This window comes from Oxalobacter paraformigenes (genome assembly GCF_000158475.2).
Classification (GTDB): Bacteria; Pseudomonadota; Gammaproteobacteria; order Burkholderiales; family Burkholderiaceae_D; genus Oxalobacter; species Oxalobacter paraformigenes.
Map to the genome: position 1 here is coordinate 1,067,391 of NZ_KI392031.1, position 19,316 is coordinate 1,086,706.

General features: G+C 56.8%; 15 protein-coding genes. 7 read left to right on the forward strand and 8 right to left on the reverse strand.

The window, feature by feature from the left end; all coding sequences use genetic code 11:
* Window position 1: 1 nt before the first annotated feature.
* Together OFAG_RS09025 and OFAG_RS09035 are read left to right on the forward strand one after the other, a co-directional pair.
* Window positions 2-1,285 carry a YihY/virulence factor BrkB family protein gene (locus OFAG_RS09025; RefSeq protein ID WP_231371690.1) on the forward strand — a complete coding sequence of 428 codons (1,284 nt, stop codon included), beginning with the start codon at window positions 2-4 and terminating at the stop codon, window positions 1,283-1,285.
* Window positions 1,286-1,507: 222 nt separating this feature from the next.
* Window positions 1,508-3,133, forward strand: coding sequence for an MFS transporter (locus OFAG_RS09035; protein ID WP_005876550.1), 1,626 nt, complete (start codon window positions 1,508-1,510; stop codon window positions 3,131-3,133).
* Window positions 3,134-3,147: 14 nt separating this feature from the next.
* On the opposite strand, the gene bioC is transcribed toward OFAG_RS09035, so the two are convergent.
* From bioC to OFAG_RS09070, 7 genes are all read right to left on the reverse strand, one after another.
* Window positions 3,148-3,924: a malonyl-ACP O-methyltransferase BioC gene (gene bioC, locus OFAG_RS09040; protein ID WP_051347025.1), complete on the reverse strand. Its 777-nt coding sequence runs from the start codon at window positions 3,922-3,924 to the stop codon at window positions 3,148-3,150.
* Window positions 3,924-4,658 (reverse strand): alpha/beta fold hydrolase, encoded by a 735-nt coding sequence (locus tag OFAG_RS09045; RefSeq protein ID WP_040720115.1) that lies wholly within the window; start codon window positions 4,656-4,658, stop codon window positions 3,924-3,926. The genes bioC and OFAG_RS09045 overlap by 1 nt, the downstream gene beginning before the upstream one ends.
* Entirely contained in the window at window positions 4,655-5,809 is a 1,155-nt protein-coding gene (gene bioF, locus OFAG_RS09050; protein ID WP_005876546.1) for an 8-amino-7-oxononanoate synthase, read from the reverse strand. The genes OFAG_RS09045 and bioF overlap by 4 nt, the downstream gene beginning before the upstream one ends.
* Before the next feature lie 39 nt (window positions 5,810-5,848).
* Entirely contained in the window at window positions 5,849-6,589 is a 741-nt protein-coding gene (locus tag OFAG_RS09055; protein WP_005876544.1) for an NRDE family protein, read from the reverse strand.
* A gap of 131 nt (window positions 6,590-6,720) precedes the next feature.
* Window positions 6,721-8,154, reverse strand: a complete 1,434-nt coding sequence (locus tag OFAG_RS09060) for an efflux transporter outer membrane subunit (RefSeq protein ID WP_005876542.1) — start codon at window positions 8,152-8,154, stop codon at window positions 6,721-6,723.
* The gene (locus OFAG_RS09065) at window positions 8,151-11,390 is read right to left on the reverse strand and encodes an efflux RND transporter permease subunit (RefSeq protein ID WP_005876541.1); all 3,240 of its coding nucleotides are present in this window, start codon (window positions 11,388-11,390) and stop codon (window positions 8,151-8,153) included. The genes OFAG_RS09060 and OFAG_RS09065 overlap by 4 nt, the downstream gene beginning before the upstream one ends.
* An 11-nt stretch (window positions 11,391-11,401) precedes the next feature.
* Complete coding sequence (locus OFAG_RS09070) at window positions 11,402-12,688, reverse strand: efflux RND transporter periplasmic adaptor subunit (RefSeq protein ID WP_020995172.1); 1,287 nt, start codon at window positions 12,686-12,688, stop codon at window positions 11,402-11,404.
* A 294-nt stretch (window positions 12,689-12,982) separates the two neighbouring features.
* Between OFAG_RS09070 and thiD the strand changes: the two genes are divergently transcribed.
* Entirely contained in the window at window positions 12,983-13,789 is an 807-nt protein-coding gene (gene thiD / locus OFAG_RS09075; RefSeq protein ID WP_020995173.1) for a bifunctional hydroxymethylpyrimidine kinase/phosphomethylpyrimidine kinase, read from the forward strand.
* A gap of 58 nt (window positions 13,790-13,847) precedes the next feature.
* On the opposite strand, the gene ygfZ is transcribed toward thiD, so the two are convergent.
* Window positions 13,848-14,861, reverse strand: coding sequence for a CAF17-like 4Fe-4S cluster assembly/insertion protein YgfZ (gene ygfZ / locus OFAG_RS09080; RefSeq protein ID WP_005876536.1), 1,014 nt, complete (start codon window positions 14,859-14,861; stop codon window positions 13,848-13,850).
* Between the two features lie 105 nt (window positions 14,862-14,966).
* Here ygfZ and mltG point away from each other — a divergent pair, with 105 nt between their 5' ends.
* From mltG to OFAG_RS09100, 4 genes are read left to right on the forward strand one after another with little or no spacing between them, the layout of a single operon-like run.
* On the forward strand, window positions 14,967-15,968 hold the full coding sequence (gene mltG, locus OFAG_RS09085; protein WP_005876534.1) for an endolytic transglycosylase MltG: 1,002 nt from the start codon (window positions 14,967-14,969) through the stop codon (window positions 15,966-15,968).
* Window positions 15,965-16,597, forward strand: coding sequence for a dTMP kinase (gene tmk, locus OFAG_RS09090; RefSeq protein ID WP_005876533.1), 633 nt, complete (start codon window positions 15,965-15,967; stop codon window positions 16,595-16,597). Before mltG ends, tmk begins: the two co-directional genes overlap by 4 nt.
* Before the next feature lie 39 nt (window positions 16,598-16,636).
* A complete protein-coding gene (holB, locus tag OFAG_RS09095) occupies window positions 16,637-17,698 on the forward strand; it encodes a DNA polymerase III subunit delta' (protein WP_005876532.1) in 1,062 nt (353 codons plus the stop codon).
* Window positions 17,699-17,756: 58 nt separating this feature from the next.
* Complete coding sequence (locus OFAG_RS09100) at window positions 17,757-18,557, forward strand: TatD family hydrolase (protein WP_005876531.1); 801 nt, start codon at window positions 17,757-17,759, stop codon at window positions 18,555-18,557.
* Window positions 18,558-19,316 lie beyond the last annotated feature (759 nt).

A 19,316-nucleotide genomic window follows, 5' to 3' on the forward strand; every position in this document is an offset into this window, starting at 1 on the left:
TATGTCAAACAGAGCCGAAACGGCCTCAAATCCGGCCGGCCTTTCCCGGAAAGACCGCGCGAAAGCCATTTTGCGCTATTGCGGCGAAAGACTGAAAGAAAACAATCTGACCGATGTTGCCGGCAACATCAGTTTTACCGTCATTTTGAGTCTGGTGCCGATGCTGGCCATCGTGCTGGCGGTTTTCACGACCTTTCCCGAATTCGGCACCTTGCAGGATACGCTGGAAACCTATTTTGCGCAGGGAATGATTCCCGACAACATCGCGCGCACCATTCTGAATTATCTGGGCGAATTCGCTTCCAATGCCGCCAATGTTTCCATTGTCGGCGGTCTGGCCCTGCTCTTTACGACCTTATCGACTATTTCCACGATCGAAAGCGCTTTCGACCGGATCTGGCACATCATGAATCCCAGACCGCTCTGGAAACGCGTTATCCTTTATATCGCCATCGCCGTACTGGCCCCCGTCTTGCTGGGAATATCCATTTACCTCACTTCGCATCTGGTTCTCTCCGAACACGGACTGATCGGCTGGCTTCCTTTCTTGAATGGCGTCTCGGCTCCCCTGATCGCCATTATCTGGACAGCCATTGCCTTCACCTTGCTGTACCGCATCCTGCCGAACCGGCTGGTTTTGTGGAAAGACGCGGCCGCCGGCGGCCTGTTTTCAGCCGTTTCCTTTGAAATCGCCATCCGGCTCTTCGCCTTTTTCATCGTCAATTTCAGTTCTTATGAACGGATTTATGGAGCGCTTGCGGCTTTTCCCATTTTCATGATGTGGCTCTACATCAGCTCGCTTATCATGTTATTGGGCGCCATGGTGGCCGCCTTGCTTCCGGAAATCCGGAACGGCCGCTGGAACGCGCCGCCTTCGCTTGGCAACCGTTTTTCGGATGCCATGAAAATCATCGGCGTGCTTTGCCGCCCCGGCGAAAACGGCAGCCGGACCGTCTCCCGTACTGATCTCGAATCGCAAACCCGTCTGAGCCTCGGTGAGGTGGAGTACTGCCTGACGACACTGCAAAGGCTGGGCTGGGCCACCACGCTAAAGCGTTCCCTGATCAGTACCGTTTCACTCCGAAAACGCGCTCCCCGTGAATGGAAATGGCTGGCAGACGCCACCAAAATCACGGTCGGCGACGTCTTCCGGCAATTCGTTTTCACGGGCGACAGCAACGATCCGCCCACCCTTGACGTGGACAAGGTGATCAGAGAAGGCCTGAACATGACGCTGGCGGACTATTTCGCCCCCTCCGGACCCGCATCGCCCGACACCCCTTGAAGGGACGAAAAGGACAATTGAACCGCTTCCGCATTTTTCCCGTTCAGAAAGAAAAACAGGGACGCCTTCCACAAGACAGGCCACCGGCGACCTAGCAGGCCGGACATTTTCCGGAGGCAAGCGTTTCTTTTTTGAAAAATGAACAGAAAAACGGATTCAGGAGTGATATCGTTATACTCCTGAAAACCGGTTCCGCAATGAAAAGAGAGTACTGGCGAAATCATGAGGACAGGAGAAAAAACCGAAAAGGCCGCAGAACAGATCGGCGCGTGGACGCCATTGCGCCATCCTGTCTTCCGCATGCTCTGGATTGCCATTCTCTTCGTCAATATCGCTTCCTGGATGCAGGATGTCGGGGCAGGGTGGCTGATGACCTCGCTTGCGCCGACTCCGGTCATGGTATCGCTCGTTCAGGCGGCGACCAGCACGCCGTTTTTCCTGCTCGCCATTCCGGCAGGCGCCATGGCCGATATCGTGGATCGCCGCCGTTATCTGATCGGAACGCAAGTCTGGATGGTTGCCTGCGCCGGGACGCTGGGCATCCTGACGCTTTCGGGCATGACCGGCTCTGTCCTGCTTTTGCTCTTCACCTTCTTTCTCGGCGTCGGCATTGCCATGATGATGCCGGCCTGGGGAGCGATCATTCCCGAACTGGTGCCGCGTGAAGAATTGCAATCCGCCGTCGCCCTAAACAGCATCGCCATCAACATCGCCCGTTCGGTAGGGCCTGCCATTGCCGGCATCATCGTGGCCTCTGCCGGTTCCGGAGCCGTTTTCATGGCCAACGCCTGCCTTTATTCCATCGTCCTGTTTCTGATCGCCCGCTGGAAACGGAATGTCCCGCAAAGCGCCTTGCCTTCCGAACACCTGTTCAGTGCCGTCAAAACCGGGCTGCGTTTCGCGCGGCATTCGCAGGCGCTTCGTGCCGTCATGGTGCGGGGATGCTGCTTCTTCATCTTTGCCAGCGCTTCCTGGGCGCTGATGCCGCTGATCGTCCGGCAGGAACTGAAAAGCGGGCCGGGCACCTATGGACTGCTATTGGCCTGTATCGGTATCGGAGCGATTACCGGCGCCACCCTGATGCCGCGTCTTATCCGCCGCGTTACCCGCGACACCATTATCCGGGGCGCCTCGGCATTGTACGGCATCGCCATGCTGGCGCTGGCGGCTTCCGACATTGTCGCGGCTGCCTGCGCCGCCATGCTCGTTATCGGCCTTTCCTGGATGATGACGGCGTCAGCGCTGATGACCGCCGCCCAGATTTCGCTTCCCGGCTGGGTAAGGGCGCGGGGACTGGCTTTTTTCTGGATCGTTTTCACCGGCGGCATGGCAGGCGGCAGCGTGATCTGGGGACAGGTTGCCGGTCTGCTCACCATTTCATGGGCACTGGCAATCGCCGCCATCTGTCTTTTCATCGGCATTGCCGTCTCATGGCGTTTTTACGTGGGCTTGCAGGACAAGGCCGACCTGACGCCGCTCTCTCCGGACTGGGCCGGCCCCGTTCCCCGCCATATCGGCATGGAAGAAGGGCCCATCATGGTGATCATCGAATACCGGATCCGCCCGGAAGATACCGATGCCTTTATCGAAGCCATGACCCGGCTCCGGGATATCCGGCAACGCAACGGGGCCACGCTATGGCATCTTTACAATGACATGACGCGTCCGGGAATCATGGTGGAATCCTTTACGATCGAAACCATGCTGGAAATGCTGCGCCAGCGGGAACGCATGACCGTCGCCGACCGCGAGGTGCGGGATCGGGCCCGCGCTTTTCACCGGGATGGCGCCCCGCCCAAAGTGACCCGGCTGCTCTCCGCCATCGGACACAAAAGGATTTTCGACTAGACCGGGAACCCGGCTCACCGGCCGGCGAGGGCATATCCGAAGATCAGCTCGTAGGTAACGGGCAAGCCGTTTTCATCACGCAGGGATTCGTAGCGTTCCTGCACCTTTTTCCAGGCCTGCCTGCCCATCAGGGCCCGGCGCTTTCGGGCAGCCTGCCCGGCGCCGATACCCCGGATCGATTCCAGTGCCGACCGTACGTCGGGATAATACATGACACGCCTTTCGGCAAGCAGGCGGATTCCGCCGAAACCGGCCTGATGCAGGCATTTTTCCAGCTCATCGGCCGGATGAAATTCGAGAACGCGTTTCGACTCGTCAATCCCGGAAAAGGCAAAACCGATTTCCGGCAGGGTTCCGGGAGCGAGTGTCGAAAAATACAGGACGCCGCCTTTTCGCAAAACCCGGTGCAATTCAGGAAAAACGGTTCCGGGGTCGCACCATTGCAGGGCCAGGCTGCTCCAGACGAAATCGAAGCAGTTGCTGGAAAAAGGCAGGTTCTCCAGATCGCCTGGTACGGCGTCAAACCCTTTTTGCCGCATGCGCCCGACCATGGCATCGGAGAGATCGCATCCGGTTAGGGAAGCGTCCGGCCAGAGGCACCTCAGGCACTCCGCGCCGAAACCGGTTCCGCAACCGCCATCCAGCAAGCTTTCCGGCACAAATCCGGCCGGCAGCCACTCCGGCAAAAGACACAGCATCTTCTCGCACACCTGCCGCTGGAAAACCGCCAGTGTGTCATAACAGGGAGCGGCCCGTCCGAAAGCCTCGCCGATTTTCGTTTTTTCCATCATCAGCCGTTTAGGAACTTTCCGATCAGTTGCGAACACTGCCGGGGATCCGACAAAAAAGGCGCATGGGCCACACCGGGCAACAGATGCAGCCTGGCGTCCGGCAAGGCCTTTGCCAGCCAGCCAGCCGCTCCGGACGGCATTAAGGGATCGGTTGCGCCGTGAACCAGCAGGGTTTTCTGCCGGATTTCCGGCACAATCGCCCGGAAATCGGCCGCGGCCAGAAAATCGAGACCGGCTTCCAGTACGACAGCAGGCGGGATTTCCAGCGAAGCCAGCTGCCGCACAATGGCGCGGGCATTCCTGTCCGGCCGGTTGAAAAGCGTGACGAACCGGCGCAGGGTCGTATCGGGCCCGGTTTGCACGCCTTTGCGGAACGCGTCTTCCGACAGGGACGACACGCATTGGTCCCAGTCCGGCCGTTCGGCAAAACAGGGGGTCGCGCCGAAAAGAACCAGCGCGGCAACCTTTTCCGGATAACGATGGGCGGCAGACAGGGCCATGATCGCGCCCATCGACCAGCCGCACAAAACAACAGGGCCGGAAACGTTTTCCATCATGGCATCGACCCAGACGGAAACGGGCTCGCCTTCCGGCAAAGGGGTTCCGGCATACCCCGGCAAGGGCATCGCGTCATAGCGCGTATCACCGGGCAACCGGCTTTTCAGTTCCCCGATCAGATCCGTCCATACCGCGGGCGACATGCCCCATCCATGCCAGAAAACCAGTTTCGTCATGGCATTTCCCTTAATGCGTCGATCAGTTTGGCAACCTGTTCCCCTGTATGGGAAGCCGACAGGGAAACGCGCAGACGTGCGCTGCCTTTCGGCACCGTCGGCGGCCGGATGGCCGGTACCCAGATGCCGCGCCTTTGCAGTTCGCCGGATACCTTCAGGACAGCCTCATTTTCCCCGACGATTACCGGCTGGATGGCGGTAAAGGAAGGCAGCAGTTTCCAGCGTGTATCCTTCAGGCCATCCTGCAATTGCGCGATCAGTTCCTGCAAATGACGCCTCCTGTCCTCGCCATTTCTGACCAGTTCAAGCGAGGCCAGAAGGGCGGACGCCACAACCGGACTGGTCGCTGTCGTAAAGATATACGAGCGGGAACGCTGCATCAGCCATTCGATCACGGTATCCTCCCCGGCAACGAACGCGCCTGACACGCCGGCCGCCTTTCCCAGCGTTCCGATATAGACCAGACGCGGATGAAAGGGGATTCCGCAATAATCGAGCGAACCGCGCCCTTCCTGCCCCAGTACACCGAAACCATGTGCATCATCCACGACCAGCCAGGCGTCGTACTGTTCCGCCAGTGAAAACAGCGTTTTCAGGGGTGCCAGATCGCCATCCATGCTGAATACGGCATCTGTTAAAATCAGCTTGCGCCTTGCCCCGCTTTGCGAGAGCATTTTTTCCAGCTGGGCCATATCGTTGTGCGCATAACGGCGATGATCTGCCCGCGACAGCTGCACGGCGTCGATTAGTGACGCGTGATTCAAGCGATCGGCGAAAACGGCATCGCCGCGTCCGACCAGCGTCGGCACCACGCCGATATTGGCCATATAGCCGGTACTGTAAAAAAGCGCCCGTTTGGCCCCGACAAAACCGGCCAGCGCCTTTTCCAGCGCGTCATGAGGCCCCATGTGGCCGTTGACCACATGCGAGCCTCCCGAACCGGTTCCCCACAGGCGCGCCGATTCACAGATTGCCTCCCTCAGGGCCGGATGGGACGCCAGTCCCAGATAGTCATTGCTGCAAAACGCCAGCACCCGTTTGCCGCCGATGACCGCATGCGTGCCACAGGCGGATTCAAGCGTTTTCCGCTGGCGCAAAAGATTGTCTTCCGACAGCGATTCAAGCTGCCGTGTCAGTTCTTCCCAGATCATTTCCGTTTTCCCGGTTCCCGTCCTGTTGCCGTTGTCCGGTCAGCGAATCACGCGTTCATGCAGGACAGGTGGCCCGTCATTATACAATTCAACGAGCGTCGATGCGCGGGTTCCGTAATCGGGCGACTCGATACAGACGGCCGAGAGCAATTTTTCCCATTCATGGGAAACGCCGGTACGGGGCAAAAGCCGGTCCGGCGCTTTCGTCGTGTCCGACAGCATTTCAAAGTACGCCTCTTCAGGGGCATTGATGCCCAGAAGGCAGGCGAACTGCGCGCGGGTACGGACGACCTTGGGCCAGGGATCGTTCAAAAGGGCATTGGAAAGGCCGTAAATGCCGGGCTTCAAGGGCAGGCCGTTTTGGGGATTCATCATGCCGAAGTTCGAATACCAGATGAGCGTCTCACTGTCTCCGACCAGCAGATTGAAACCGTTATAGTGATAGGATTCCCGTCTGATTTCGCGGATATATTCTTCAGGCGTCAGACTGGAGGCCAGATAGTCGCTGACCAGAAGACCGCGCGTCGGGGCGTTTTCTTTCATCAGATGCGGCATGCGCACATTGGTCAGGGCGGCAAAACGGCTGCCTTTCCTGCCTGCTTCATGCGCCACCCCCAGCCAGGTACCGCCGCCTTCCAGATCACGGCCGGCATAAATTTCCGGATGATCTTCCCAGTGATGGGCCGGCAGGGCAGGGCGGGCATAGAATTCGTCGCGGTTGGACGCGGCGATCAAGGGCGCACTCGGCATCACCTGCCATGCAAACACGATCAGACACATAGAAAAGAAAATCTCCCGGAAAAGCGGCCGACAAAAAAATTTCAGCCAGACGCTGAATTGCCGTCTATTTTAAAACAAAACGGAAATTCCGGTTTTGCCGGAGCCGGTTTTCCGGCGCCCTCATCCTTTCATCATTCCGTTTCCTGCCTCTGCGGGGTTTTCGAGTCGGCCAGATCGACCCAGCCTCCACCCAGCGACTTGTACACGTTCACGACCGAGGTCAGGGACGAGGCTTTCAATTGCGCCAGCGTCAGCTGGCGCGGAAACAGCGACTGGTCGGCCTGCAAAACGACGGAGTACGCCGAATACCCTTCGTCATACTGGAGTTTGGCGAGCCGTGAATAATCGCTTAACTGATTGACCAGCCGGATTTCGCGGTCAAGCTGTTCATTGACCCGCATGCGCATCGAAAGAGCGTTGTCCACGTCCGCGAAAGCCGACTGCACGGTCCCTTCGTACCGGGCCAGTGCCGCCCGCTGTTCGGCTTCCGCCTGTTTGACCTGCGAATAAATCGAGCCGCCCTGAAAGACCGGCATGGAAACCACCCCGGCAAAGCTCCAGGTTTTGGCATCGCCTTTCCAGAGATTCTTCAGCGATTCACTCGACGACCCGAACGCGCCCGTCAGGGAGATCGTCGGAAAATACATGGCCCGTGTCGCGCCGATCATCGCATTGGCCGAAACCAGATCCTGTTCGGCTTCAAGCACATCGGGGCGGCGCAAAAGCAGATTCGACGGCAGATCGGCAGGCACGACAGGCGGCTTCAACCGGTTCAGCGAAAGGCCGCGCATGACCGGGCCGGGATTTTTGCCCATGAGAATATTCAGGGCATTTTCCGTTTGCGTGATATTCTGCCGGATTTGCGGAATCTGGCTCTGGGCCGTTTCATACTGCGAAGCAGCCTGCGCAACGGTCATCCGGGAAGTCACGCCGTATTGGAACTGCAATTCGATGATGCGCAAGGATTCCGCATAATTGTCCGATGTGTTTTGCGCGATTTTCAGTTGCTCGTCCAGCGCCAGCAAGTTGATATACTGGGTCACGACGCTGGAAACGACCGAAAGCAGGGCGGCGCGGCGGGCCTGTTCGACCGATTTGGCATCCGCTTCGGCCGATTCCGTCAGACGCCGTATCCTTCCCCAGAGATCGATTTCCCAGGTCGCGCCCAGACTCGCTTCACGGGCGCTTTGCGGATTGGGAACGCCGATAACCGGTTCGGCGTCCCGCTCGGAGAGCCTTTCGCGTCCTGTCCGGGCATTCAGGCTGATCTGGGGAAAGAGATCGGAACGCGCCATCATGATCGCGGCCGCCGCTTTTTCCGCATTCGCCAGTGCCGCCCTCAAATCCCGGTTATTGACGATCGCTTCTTCCACCATGCCATTCAACACGGGATCGCCGAAATCTTCCCACCACCGGGAATCTATGGCCTGTTGCGAGGCGCTATCCGGCACAAAACGGTAGGTTTCCGGCACCGGCAAATCGGGACGGCGATAATCCGGCCCCATCATGCACCCGCTTAACGCCGCCGCGACGGCGCCCATCAGTCCGATCCATGCGGCTTTCATTGATCGCCTCCCTGCGGTTTGCCGTCTCCGGGTGTTACCTGATCCGGTGGAGGAAGTTCTTTCGGCGGAGGAGCCAGTTTTGGCACCTCTTTCGTATCGTGCCCGGCGAACCGGCTCCTGACTTTCCGGTCCCAACTGACGAAAAGATCGTAAAACAGCGGAACGAACAAAAGCGCCAGCGTCGAAACGCCGATCATGCCGCCGATAATCCCGGTACCGATCGAATGCCGGGAATTGGCTCCCGCGCCCATCGCGATCGCCAGCGGAATGACGCCGCCGATAAAGGCCAGCGACGTCATGATGATCGGCCGCAGCCGGATTTTGCCCGCCTGTACGGCGGCTTCGGCCAGTGTCGTCCCCGGTTTCTTCGCCAGCTCGACGGCAAATTCGACGATCAGGATCGCATTCTTGGCAGCCAGCCCGATCATGACCAGCAAACCGATCTGGAAATACACGTCGTTGTCCAGCCCGCGGGCCCAGGTAGCCAATAGCGAACCGATAATCCCGAACGGCACCGCCATCAGCACGACGGCCGGCAAGGACCAGCTTTCATACTGGGCCGCCAGAATCAGGAACACGAGAATGACCCCGAAAGCGAAGACGATCATTGAAGAAGTGCCCGACTTCTGTTCTTCGTAAGCTACCCCTGACCAGCCATAGGCGTAATCTTTCGGCATGGTTTCGGCCGCGATTTCTTCCATGACTTTCATCGCCTGTCCGGACGAATAGCCGGATGCGGCATTGCCGGTGATCTCGGCAGCGGGAAAGCCGTTGAAATGCGGAACCAGATCGGGGCCGGTTGTATATGACGTCGTCACGACCGAGGAAAGCGGCACCATCTGTCCCTGCGCATTGCGGGTATAAAGCCGCGTCACATCGGCCGGAGTCGCCCGGAACTCCGGCGCCGACTGCATGATGACATACCAGACCCGCGAGAACTGGTTGAACTGGCTGACAATGGAAGAACCGAACTGGGTTTCCAGCGTTCCCGAAATATCGTCCATGTCCAGCCCCAGAAGCCGGGCCTTGTCGCGATCGACCGTGATTCTCAACTGTTGCGACTGCGCCTGATATGTTGAATTGAGGCTCGTCAGTTCAGGCCGTTTTTTGGCTTTTGCCAGAATTTTGTCGAGCACGTCCTGCAACTGCTCCGGCGAATCCGTACCCGTGCTCTGGAGCCAGAATTCAAAACCGCCCGTGCTGCCCAGTCCCGGAATCGGAGGCGGCAGAATCGGCAGCACTTCCGCTTCCTGAATGACCCGTGTCCGTTCATACAGTTCCATCATGACCGTTCCGGCATTCTGCTCCTTGGCCGTCCTGATGTTCTTGTAACGTTCGTCAAACGGTTTCAGGGCCATGAAATAAGTACCCGACGAATTCTTGAAACCGTTGTCCAAAAGCGAAAAGCCCGAAATGCCCGCCCGGGTCTGCACGCCCGGAATTTTCTCGACAATGCCGGAGACCTTGTCCATCACGTCTTTCGTCCGTTCAAGGCTCGCCGCGTCCGGAAGAATCACCGCCATAATCAGGTATCCCTGATCTTCCTGCGGCACAAAGCTCGTTGGCAGACGCTCGAAAAGAATGAAAATCGCCGCCACCATGATCCCCAGAGAGGCCAGGGAAATCCAGTAGTGTTTGATGATGGAGGCCGACCAGTGGCCATAATGTTCGGTCAGGGTCGCGAATTTTTTATTGAACCAGGCGAAAGGCCCTTTCTGCGGAGGCGGCGTCTGTTTCAGCCAGCTCCCGCACAACGCCGGCGTCAGCGTCAGGGCGACAAAACCGGAAATCGTGACCGACACGGCAATCGTGATGGCGAACTGCTTGTAGAGCTGTCCGGTCGTGCCCGGCACGAACGCCGCCGGCACGAACACGCAAACGAGCACGAGAACCGTCGCGACAATCGGGCTGACCAGTTCGTTCATGGCCTGAATCGTCGCCTGTTTCCGATCGGCATTGCCCTGTGCGATATTGCGCTCGACGTTTTCCACCACGACAATGGCGTCGTCCACCACCAGCCCGATCGCCAATACCAGCCCGAACAGCGTCAGCATATTGATCGTGAAACCCAACACATACATACCGGCAAATGTGCCCAGAATGGCGACGAAAATCGCCGAGGAAGCGATAAGGGTCGCGCGGTATTTCTGAAGAAATATATAAATCACGCCGATCACGATGAAAATCGCGATAATCAGCGTCTTGATCACTTCCTGAATCGAGATGCGGACGAAATCCGTCGTATCGATGCCGATCACATAACGGATGCCATCGGGAAAACCGGCCTGCAATTTGTCCAGTTCGGCCCTGACCGCTTTCGACACATCCAGCGCGTTGGCGCCCGGTTGCTGGACAATCTGGATAAAGGTCGAGAACTGGCCGTTCATCTGCGTATCGACCAGATAGGACTGCTTGCCCATCGCGGCGCTTCCGATATCTTTTAACCGCACGATGGCGCTGCCGTCGTTACTGGCGCGGATGATCATGTTCTCGTAATCGGACGCATCCTGAAACGGCGACTGGGTAATCGCCGGATACGTCTGCTGCGTCCCCGGCGGAGCCGGTTCGCCGCCGATCTGGCCTGCGGAAAAGAGCCTGTTTTGCGAGGCGACCGCTTGGGAAACATCGGTGGTCGTCACCCGGAAAGACGCCATCTGGTCCGGGTTCAGCCAGATGCGCATGGCCTGATCGGCCGATCCCATAACAGAAGCCTGCCCCGCGCCCGGAACGCGCTTGATGGCGTCCAGCACATAAACATTCGCGTAATTGGCGACATAGTCTTCACTGTAACGGGCCGGATCGCCGTAAATCCCGATCATCATCAGCATCGAAGAGGATTGCTTGGCCACATCGACGCCGTTTTGCGTCACTTCGCCGGGCAATTGCGGCGTCGCCTGATTGACGCGGTTTTGCACCTGCACCTGCGCGATATCCGGATCGGTGTCGATATCGAAATAAACCGTCAATTCGAGCTGGCCTGACGAGGAAGAGGACGACGTCATGTACAGCATGTTGTCGATCCCGTTGATCTGGTTTTCAAGCGGCGCCGCGACCGAATCAGCCACCGTCTTGGCGTCCGCCCCCGGATATTGCGCTGTCACCGTGATCTGGACAGGGCTCATGTTCGGATACTGTTCGACCGGCAATTGCGTCATGGCAATCCCGCCGGCAAGGCAGATAATCAGCGAGACGACAATGGCGAAGATGGGGCGTTCAATGAAGAATTTGGAAAACATCGTTTACCCCTTCATTTCTGTCCGGACTGGCTGGCGGCCTTTTCCCGGGACGCGGCAATGGTGGCGGCATCCGCACTTTTTGAAACGGTTTCATCCCCGCCGGACGCGGGATCCGTTCCGCTGCCGTCCGGTACAGGAGCGCCGGAAGAGGGTGGAGAAGTTTCTTCCTGCTGTACCGTATTTCCGGTCACCTCGACAGCGGCGCCGGCCGACAGCGTCTGCACTCCATCGACAACCACCTGTTCACCACTCTGCAAGCCCTGGAGAATCGTCCAGTTACTGCCGGACTGTTCACCCACTGTCACTGGCCGGTATTGCGCCTTGCCGTCTTTGATCACCCAGACGAAATGGCCTTTCGACCCCTGCTGGACGGCTTTCTGCGGGACAGAAATCGCGTTCGGCCGCTCCGCACCGCTCATGCGCACGCGCACGAACTGGTTCGGCCGCAAGACGCCCGCCGGATTGTCCACACTGGCGCGCAACATATTGGTGCCCGTTGTCGGATCGTAATCCGGCGCCGAAAAAACGAGTTTCCCCTTGTGGGGGAAAACCGACCCGTCGGGCAAGACCACTTCAACAACATAATCGTTGTCGTCAGGCACTTTCAGTTCTCCCGCCTGAATCTGTTTTTGCATGTCCAGCAACTGGTTTTCCGACAGGCTGAAATTCACCCACATCGGCGACAACTGGTAAACCGTCGTCAGCCGGCTGTTTGTCGCATCCACATAGGTGCCTTCCGCGACAGACGCCGACCCCGCCAGACCGTCCACCGGCGACTTGATCGTTGTATAGGACAAATTCAGTTTCGCGGCGTCCAGTTGCGCCTTCGCCTGATGGACGGCAGCCTGCGTCGTCAGAAACTGTCCGCGTGCATTGTCCAGATCCTTTTTGGAAAGGGCATTCAACTGCACCAGCGGCTGGATACGGTCGAGATTGGATTTGGCGGTCGCATGCGCGGCCTTGCTGGAAGCAAGGGCCGCTTTCGCTTCATCGAGCTGGACCTGAAAGGGCCGGGGATCGATCTGGAAAAGCGTCTGTCCCTCTTTGACCATGCCGCCTTCCTGATAAAGCCGTTTCTGCAAGAAACCGTTCACTCTGGCATTGATATTCACCATACGCGAACTGGCTGTCTGCGCGACGTACTCCATCGTCACCGGCAGATTTTGCGCTTTCACCGTCATGGTCGTGACTTTCGGCGTTCCCGCCTGTGGCATCTCCTGTTTTTTTTCACAGCCGCCCAGAAACAGCAGGGAAGCCAGCCCGGCGACTGCGACGCCGGCCATGATTCCACGATTCATCACCCGATTCTCCATAACGGTTATCCATCCATTGAAAGGAAAAAGTGGCGCCTGCACCTTCCGGCAAGTCCCTGGCGTTTGAACAAGCATAGCTGAAAGATACGGAAGACTTTTTTACTTAAATCAGAGCCGTTGCCGATTCCGCTCGTTTACGTTGGCAATCGCGGCATTCGGTCAATAAACCGGAAGACAGTGGAAAAAACAGGAAAATCAAACGGGCCCTTTTCACTTCACGTAAAATAAAAGCCTTTGCCAAAACCGGCCGAAACCGGTTCACTGAAGGAGACAACAGACATGATCGCCAACGTTCTGACTATCGCCGGCACCGATCCGAGCGGCGGCGCCGGCATTTCCGCCGACCTGAAAACGTTTTCCGCGCTGGGCGTCTACGGCATGGCCGCGATTACGGCCGTTGTCGCGCAAAACACGATGGGCGTGCGCTCTTTCCAGCCGCTTGATCCCGCTTTTGTCGCCGATCAGATCGACGCCGTTTTCGACGATGTCACCGTTGCCGCCGTCAAGATCGGCATGGTCGCCACGGCCGGCATTGCCGAAGCCGTTGCCACCTGCCTTTCACGACATCCCGGCTGCCCTGTCGTGCTGGATCCCGTCATGGTAGCCAAAAGCGGCGATCTGCTTTTAAAACCCGACGCGATTGCCGCCATTCGCGACAAGCTGGTACCGCTTGCGGCCATCGTTACACCGAACCTTTCGGAAGCCGCCGTCCTGCTTGACAGTCAAACGCCCGATACAATCGAAGCCATGCAAGCCTTGCTTCCCGCCTTGCATGCGCTCGGCCCGGAATGGGTCATGCTAAAAGGCGGAAACCTGCCGGAATCCGCCTCGAAAGACAGCGTGGATTTTCTTTACGGGGAAGGGACGATCAGGAAACTGGCAGCGCCCCGCATCAAAACCGGGAACGTGCACGGAACGGGATGCACCCTGTCGGCTGCCATCGCCGCCTTCATGACAAGGTTGCCGGTGCCGGAAAGCGTGAAAAAAGCCAAGGATTATCTGACGAAAGCCCTGGCTGAATCAGACAGACTGGATGTCGGGCACGGTCATGGCCCCGTTCATCATTTTCACGCCGTATGGAAATGATTAAACAATACTATTCAATTACTTGCCAATCAAATCTCCTATTTTGGATTAACCTTTTTCAGGAAGTGGTTTCCACAGGAGAACCGGAAAGCGGCATCCACGACAGGGCAGGGCCGTCCGCCTTTGTGGCATGAACCGTGCCCGTCTCGCGGGCTTCGAGCCGGACGACCGCCAGACAATCGACCCGGTTTTCATCACGGCGGGCCGCCATGACAAGCGTGCCGCAAACCTCTCCCGCCGCATCGAAAAGATCGGCGCCTGACGCCATGTTCAGGTCGATGGCGGGTGATTTTCCTTCAGGCAGTTCCATATACGCATGAAACATCCGGCGCCTGACCGTTCCGCGGTACTGGCTGCGCGCGATGACTTCCTGTCCGGGATAACAGCCTTTTTTGAAAGAAAGGCCGCCAGTCTGTTCCAGATTGACCATTTGCGGGATAAACCTGTCCTGAACCGGCAGCGTGATCTGCGGCACGCCCGCTTCGATATCGCCCAGCGCCCAGCTGTTTTCATCGCACATGGCGAGTTCTGCCGAAAGCGCGCTTTCCACTTCCTGCAAGCGGGCAAGGGGAACGGTCAACAGATAACGCGGGGCACCGAAGGCATCGCCGACCCTGACCAACACTCCCATACCGTTTTCCACCTTGCCGAACGGTTCGGAAGGAAGGGTGGAAAACCATCGTGACAACACCGCACCCGCCCGTCTGCCGCCGACGCCGAGAATAGCCTGCTTGCCGCTCTCGTCGGCCAGTTTCACTTTTGCCCGGAGAACATACATCTGAAGGCGTTTCTGCAAGGCCGGGAGGATGTCACGAGGCAGCATCAGCCAGATCCTGCCTTCCGCTTTCCAGACATGAAAGAGCGCCAGCATGCGGCCCTGCGGTGTGCAATAAGCCGCAAGACGTGCCGAAGCGGCATCCAGATACAGGATATCGTTACTTAACTGCCCATGAATGAAGGAAACGGCATCGTCGCCTTCCAGAGCAAGCAGGCCGGTTTGCTTCAGCAACACGGCATAACCGGATTCAAGGATTTTTGGCGAACACGAACGGGGCAAAGCGATTGGATTCATGGTTTCGAATAAAACAGTTTTCGGATTGGTTCAAGTCGAGTATATTCTTTTTTTCCGTTTCCATGATGGCCTTTCTTAAACAGCCAGCGACCAACAGAATCTTTCATGATGCGCCCGACAAAGAAACACGTCCTCGTCGCGGCCGCCATAGTGGCGGCCATCGCCGTCATCCTCGTTGCCTCCTTCGTTTTCTGGATGCACGCTCCGGTTTTCAGCCGGGGAAAACCGGTATCGTTTGAAATTGCCGCTGGCGGAACGGCAAAAAACGTCATCCGGCAACTGGACGAACAGGATGTGCCCATCAACGGCGCCCTGTTCAGCCTGCTGGTTCGCCTTTCCGGCAACAGTGCCAGCCTGCGTTCCGGCCCCTATGAACTCCGCGCAGGCGAATCGCCGGCCCGGCTTCTGCAAAAAATCACCCGCGGCATTTTCGCGATGGAATCGCTGACCATTATCGAAGGCTGGAATTTCCGCCAGATGCGGCAGGCGATAGCGAAACACCCGGCGCTGAAACATGAAACCGCCGAATTGACAGACAGGGAACTGCTGAAAAAACTGGGCCTTCTCCAGCATGCCGGAGAAGGGCTTTTTTATCCCGATACCTATCTTTTCAGGAAAGGCACGCCGGACATGCAGATTTACCGGCTGGCCTACGAAGCCATGATATCGAGATTAAACGCGCTCTGGGAAAACCGCGATTTAGCGCTGCCTTACAAAAATCCCTATGAAGCCCTGATCATGGCGTCCATTATCGAGAAAGAAACCGGCCATCCGGACGACCGCAGCAAGGTATCCGGCGTTTTCATCAACCGGCTGAAAATCGGCATGAAATTGCAAACCGACCCCACCGTCATTTACGGAATGGGCAAAAAATATACGGGAAAAATCCGTCGAAGAGACTTGCAAGCCGATACACCTTACAATACCTATACCCGGTACGGCCTGCCGCCTACGCCGATAGCCTTGCCAGGGAATGAAGCGCTCAATGCCGCGTTCCATCCGGCCCAAACCGATGCGCTTTACTTCGTGGCTCGCGGAGACGGCAGCAGCCATTTTTCCCGCAATCTGGACGAACACAACAAGGCAGTCGATAAATACATACGATGAATCCAAGCAGACACCCCCCTTATCCCGGCCGTTTCATCACTTTCGAGGGCATCGACGGCGCGGGAAAATCCACCCATATCGACTATGTCACCGGACTCTTGAAGGCCAAAAACCGGCAGGTCGTTCTCACCCGCGAGCCGGGAGGCACCGGACTGGGGGAAAAACTGCGGGAAATATTGCTGCATGACAAAATGACGCCGGAAACGGAAGCCCTCCTGATGTTCGCGGCCAGACGCGAACATCTCGCCGACATCATCGAACCGGCCTTAAGACGCGGCGAGTGGGTCCTCTCCGACCGTTTTACCGACGCTTCCTTTGCCTATCAGGGAGGGGGAAGAGGACTCGCGCGCGAAAAACTGCGACAGCTCGAAACCTGGGTGCATCCCCATCTCCAGCCCGACCTGACTTTCCTGTTTGACGTGTCGCCCGACATCGCCCAGACCCGTCTGGAAGCTGCCCGTTCCCCGGACAAATTCGAGCGGGAAAAAGCGGATTTCTTCAACCGGGTACGCGGCGAGTATCTGCGGCGCGCAAAAGAGTTTCCCGAACGTTTCCGGATCATCGACAGTTCCCGGCCCATCGCGGCGATCCGCGAAACCCTGAAAACCCTGATCGGAAAACTGGACTGAACAAGGCGCCATTCATTAAAGTTTTTAATCATAAAAACCATGCAAACAGTTGAAAATACGGAAAATCCGGTTTATCCATGGCACACGGCCAACTGGCGGCATCTCGAGCGGATGAAATCGAAACTGCCCCACGCCTTGCTGTTTTACGGTCCGGCCGGAACCGGCGTGGAAACGTTTGCCGAAACATTTGCGAAAGCCATGCTGTGCGAAAACCGCCAGCCTGACGGGCACGCCTGCGGAGCGTGCCATTCCTGTCACTGGTTCAGCCAGTACGCTCATCCGGATTACCGGCAGATTCTGCCTGAAACGCTCGAAATCGCGCGCGGAATCAATCAGGCCGACAAACCGGTTTCCGACGATGAGCCGGCCGCGGGCAAAAGCTCGAAAGAACCGTCACGGAAAATCGGGATCGACAAAGTCCGGTCCCTGGCGGATTTCATCAATGTTTCGACCCACCGGGGCGGTTTGCGGATCGTTTTCGTTTATCCGGCCGAAGCCATGACGTCCGAATCGTCCAACGCGCTTTTGAAAATGCTGGAAGAGCCGCCGGCCAACACCCTGTTCATTCTGGCAACAAGCCACCTCGACGCGCTTTTGCCGACCATTGTCTCGCGCTGTTCCAAACTGGCGTTTCCGATGCCGGAAAAATCCGTTGCCGAAATCTGGCTGAAAGAGCAGGGGATCGACGATGCCGGAATCTGGCTTGCCGGACAGGGAGGCGCGCCGCTTGCCGCTCTGGCCGAAGCGCAAAACGGCAGCAGCGAAAACATGACGATGTTGCTGGACGAACTGGCTGCCCCCGGCGACTCCGGCCTTCTGAAAACCGCGGAAAAGCTCCAGAAAGTCCCGATGGCCGACCTGATCACCTGGCACCAGCGCTGGCTCTACGATCTGCTGGCCTTGCGTCTGACCGGAAAAGGGCGATACTACCCGGGCTACCGCCCCGCACAGGAAGCGCTGGCGAACCGGGCCGACATTCCCCGCCTGCTGGATTTGCTCAAAAAAGTCAACGAACGCAAAAAAACAGCCGACCATCCTCTGGTGCCCCGGCTCGCCCTGGAAGACATGCTCCTGGACTACCGGAAAATATTTGCACCCTGAGCGCCGAAATTCTGTACAATACCGCCCTCCGGTAAAATCAATCTGGCCTTTCTTTTATATGTACGTCGATTCACACTGTCACATCCATTTGCGGGAACTGGCAAAACGTCAGGATGAAGTATTGCGCAACATGGCCGCCAATCAGGTCAGCCATGCGCTGTGCGTCACCATCAGTCTGGCCGATTTTCCCGCTGCGCTGGCACTGGCGGAAAGAATCGACACCATCCATTCAACCGTCGGCGTCCATCCCAATCCCGACCCGAAGGACGTGGGAGAACTGGACATGGAAAAACTGGTCGAGCTGGCCAGCCATCCCAAAGTCGTCGCCATCGGTGAAACCGGACTGGACTATTATCGCGTCAAACCGCGCCAGAAATGGCAAATGGACCGTTTCCGCACCCAGATCCGCGCTTCCCGCGCCTGCGGAAAACCGCTGGTCATCCATACCCGGCAGGCCGCGGAAGACACCATCAAAATCCTGCAGGAAGAGGGCGCAGGACTGGACAAGGGCGGCTTCGGCGGCGTCATGCACTGCTTTTCCGAAACAATGCCGATCGCCAGAGCCGCACTGGACATGGGCTTTTATATCTCCTTTTCCGGCGTACTGACCTATCCGGCTTCCAAAGACCTGAGATCGATCGCACGACTCATCCCGCTTGACCGGATTCTCATCGAAACCGATTCCCCCTGGCTCTCGCCTCAGGCTTTCCGCGGCAAAACCAATGAACCGGCCTATGTCGTGGAAGTGGCGAAGCAGCTTGCCATGGTCAAGGGCATGCCGGTTTCCCGCATTGCCCGGCACACTTCCGAAAATTATTTCAGGCTTTTCGGCATTGCGGATAATACGCATTCTTCCTGACAAAAAATCCTGTCAAAAAACGCCTTTTTAAAAAATAATCGGCCATTTCACTCCGGATTCAGGTTTTTTTTAACTATTGTTAAGAAAAAACTATGACTTTTAAAAAAAAGGGGAGTAGAATTGTTTTCAACGTGAGCACCAACGGTACTGAAAACCAGAATGGCCGATGTAGAAGAGGTGCATTTCTCTCACTAACTAACAGAATTTGTAAGGAACATATCATGAAAAACTCCGCCATGGCATTGAGAGCCCTGTTTATCGTTATAGCCGGTGTTGTTGTTACCACGCTCTTTATTCAGGCAGTTTAATCAGCTCCAGGCCTGGGGAGATTGCGTTACGCAATCTCCCTTGTTGTATCTACCCATCAAAAATCCTCATAAAAACATTCCATTACCCTCGTTTTTTAGAAAATCTCTCAAGAAACCTCCCCTTGCGGAATAATTGATCCGTTCATCCGCCAGTCCGTGAATTATTACCGTGAATATATATGTAAAAATAAGCATATGTATTCATTTTTTATATGTGAAAAAATAAGCACATATAAATCAAAAAAGAGCCTGTCTCAATGGGATAATGTCTTTAAAATCCCGGAAAAAATATTAATGACCGGTTCGATTAATAAAAAACAGGCTTTCCTTCAATTATTGACCTGAAAAAACCAATATTTACCAACAGTCAATATTCACCCGAAACCAGTTTAATAAAAACAGCGAAAAGCAGATATTCAAAAATACAAGGGCGCTGAAAAAAGAGGCGTGA

What these genes read in the sequence shown, in the direction of transcription:
- holB (WP_005876532.1), top strand. Translation starts at nt 16,637, where the DNA reads ATGCAAACAGTTGAAAATACGGAAAATCCGGTTTATCCATGGCACACG.
- ygfZ (WP_005876536.1), bottom strand. Translation starts at nt 14,861, where the DNA reads ATGAATCCAATCGCTTTGCCCCGTTCGTGTTCGCCAAAAATCCTTGAA.
- OFAG_RS09100 (WP_005876531.1), top strand. Translation starts at nt 17,757, where the DNA reads ATGTACGTCGATTCACACTGTCACATCCATTTGCGGGAACTGGCAAAA.
- thiD (WP_020995173.1), top strand. Translation starts at nt 12,983, where the DNA reads ATGATCGCCAACGTTCTGACTATCGCCGGCACCGATCCGAGCGGCGGC.
- tmk (WP_005876533.1), top strand. Translation starts at nt 15,965, where the DNA reads ATGAATCCAAGCAGACACCCCCCTTATCCCGGCCGTTTCATCACTTTC.
- mltG (WP_005876534.1), top strand. Translation starts at nt 14,967, where the DNA reads ATGATGCGCCCGACAAAGAAACACGTCCTCGTCGCGGCCGCCATAGTG.
- bioF (WP_005876546.1), bottom strand. Translation starts at nt 5,809, where the DNA reads ATGATCTGGGAAGAACTGACACGGCAGCTTGAATCGCTGTCGGAAGAC.
- bioC (WP_051347025.1), bottom strand. Translation starts at nt 3,924, where the DNA reads ATGATGGAAAAAACGAAAATCGGCGAGGCTTTCGGACGGGCCGCTCCC.
- OFAG_RS09045 (WP_040720115.1), bottom strand. Translation starts at nt 4,658, where the DNA reads ATGACGAAACTGGTTTTCTGGCATGGATGGGGCATGTCGCCCGCGGTA.
- OFAG_RS09055 (WP_005876544.1), bottom strand. Translation starts at nt 6,589, where the DNA reads ATGTGTCTGATCGTGTTTGCATGGCAGGTGATGCCGAGTGCGCCCTTG.
- OFAG_RS09035 (WP_005876550.1), top strand. Translation starts at nt 1,508, where the DNA reads ATGAGGACAGGAGAAAAAACCGAAAAGGCCGCAGAACAGATCGGCGCG.
- OFAG_RS09070 (WP_020995172.1), bottom strand. Translation starts at nt 12,688, where the DNA reads ATGAATCGTGGAATCATGGCCGGCGTCGCAGTCGCCGGGCTGGCTTCC.
- OFAG_RS09065 (WP_005876541.1), bottom strand. Translation starts at nt 11,390, where the DNA reads ATGTTTTCCAAATTCTTCATTGAACGCCCCATCTTCGCCATTGTCGTC.
- OFAG_RS09025 (WP_231371690.1), top strand. Translation starts at nt 2, where the DNA reads ATGTCAAACAGAGCCGAAACGGCCTCAAATCCGGCCGGCCTTTCCCGG.
- OFAG_RS09060 (WP_005876542.1), bottom strand. Translation starts at nt 8,154, where the DNA reads ATGAAAGCCGCATGGATCGGACTGATGGGCGCCGTCGCGGCGGCGTTA.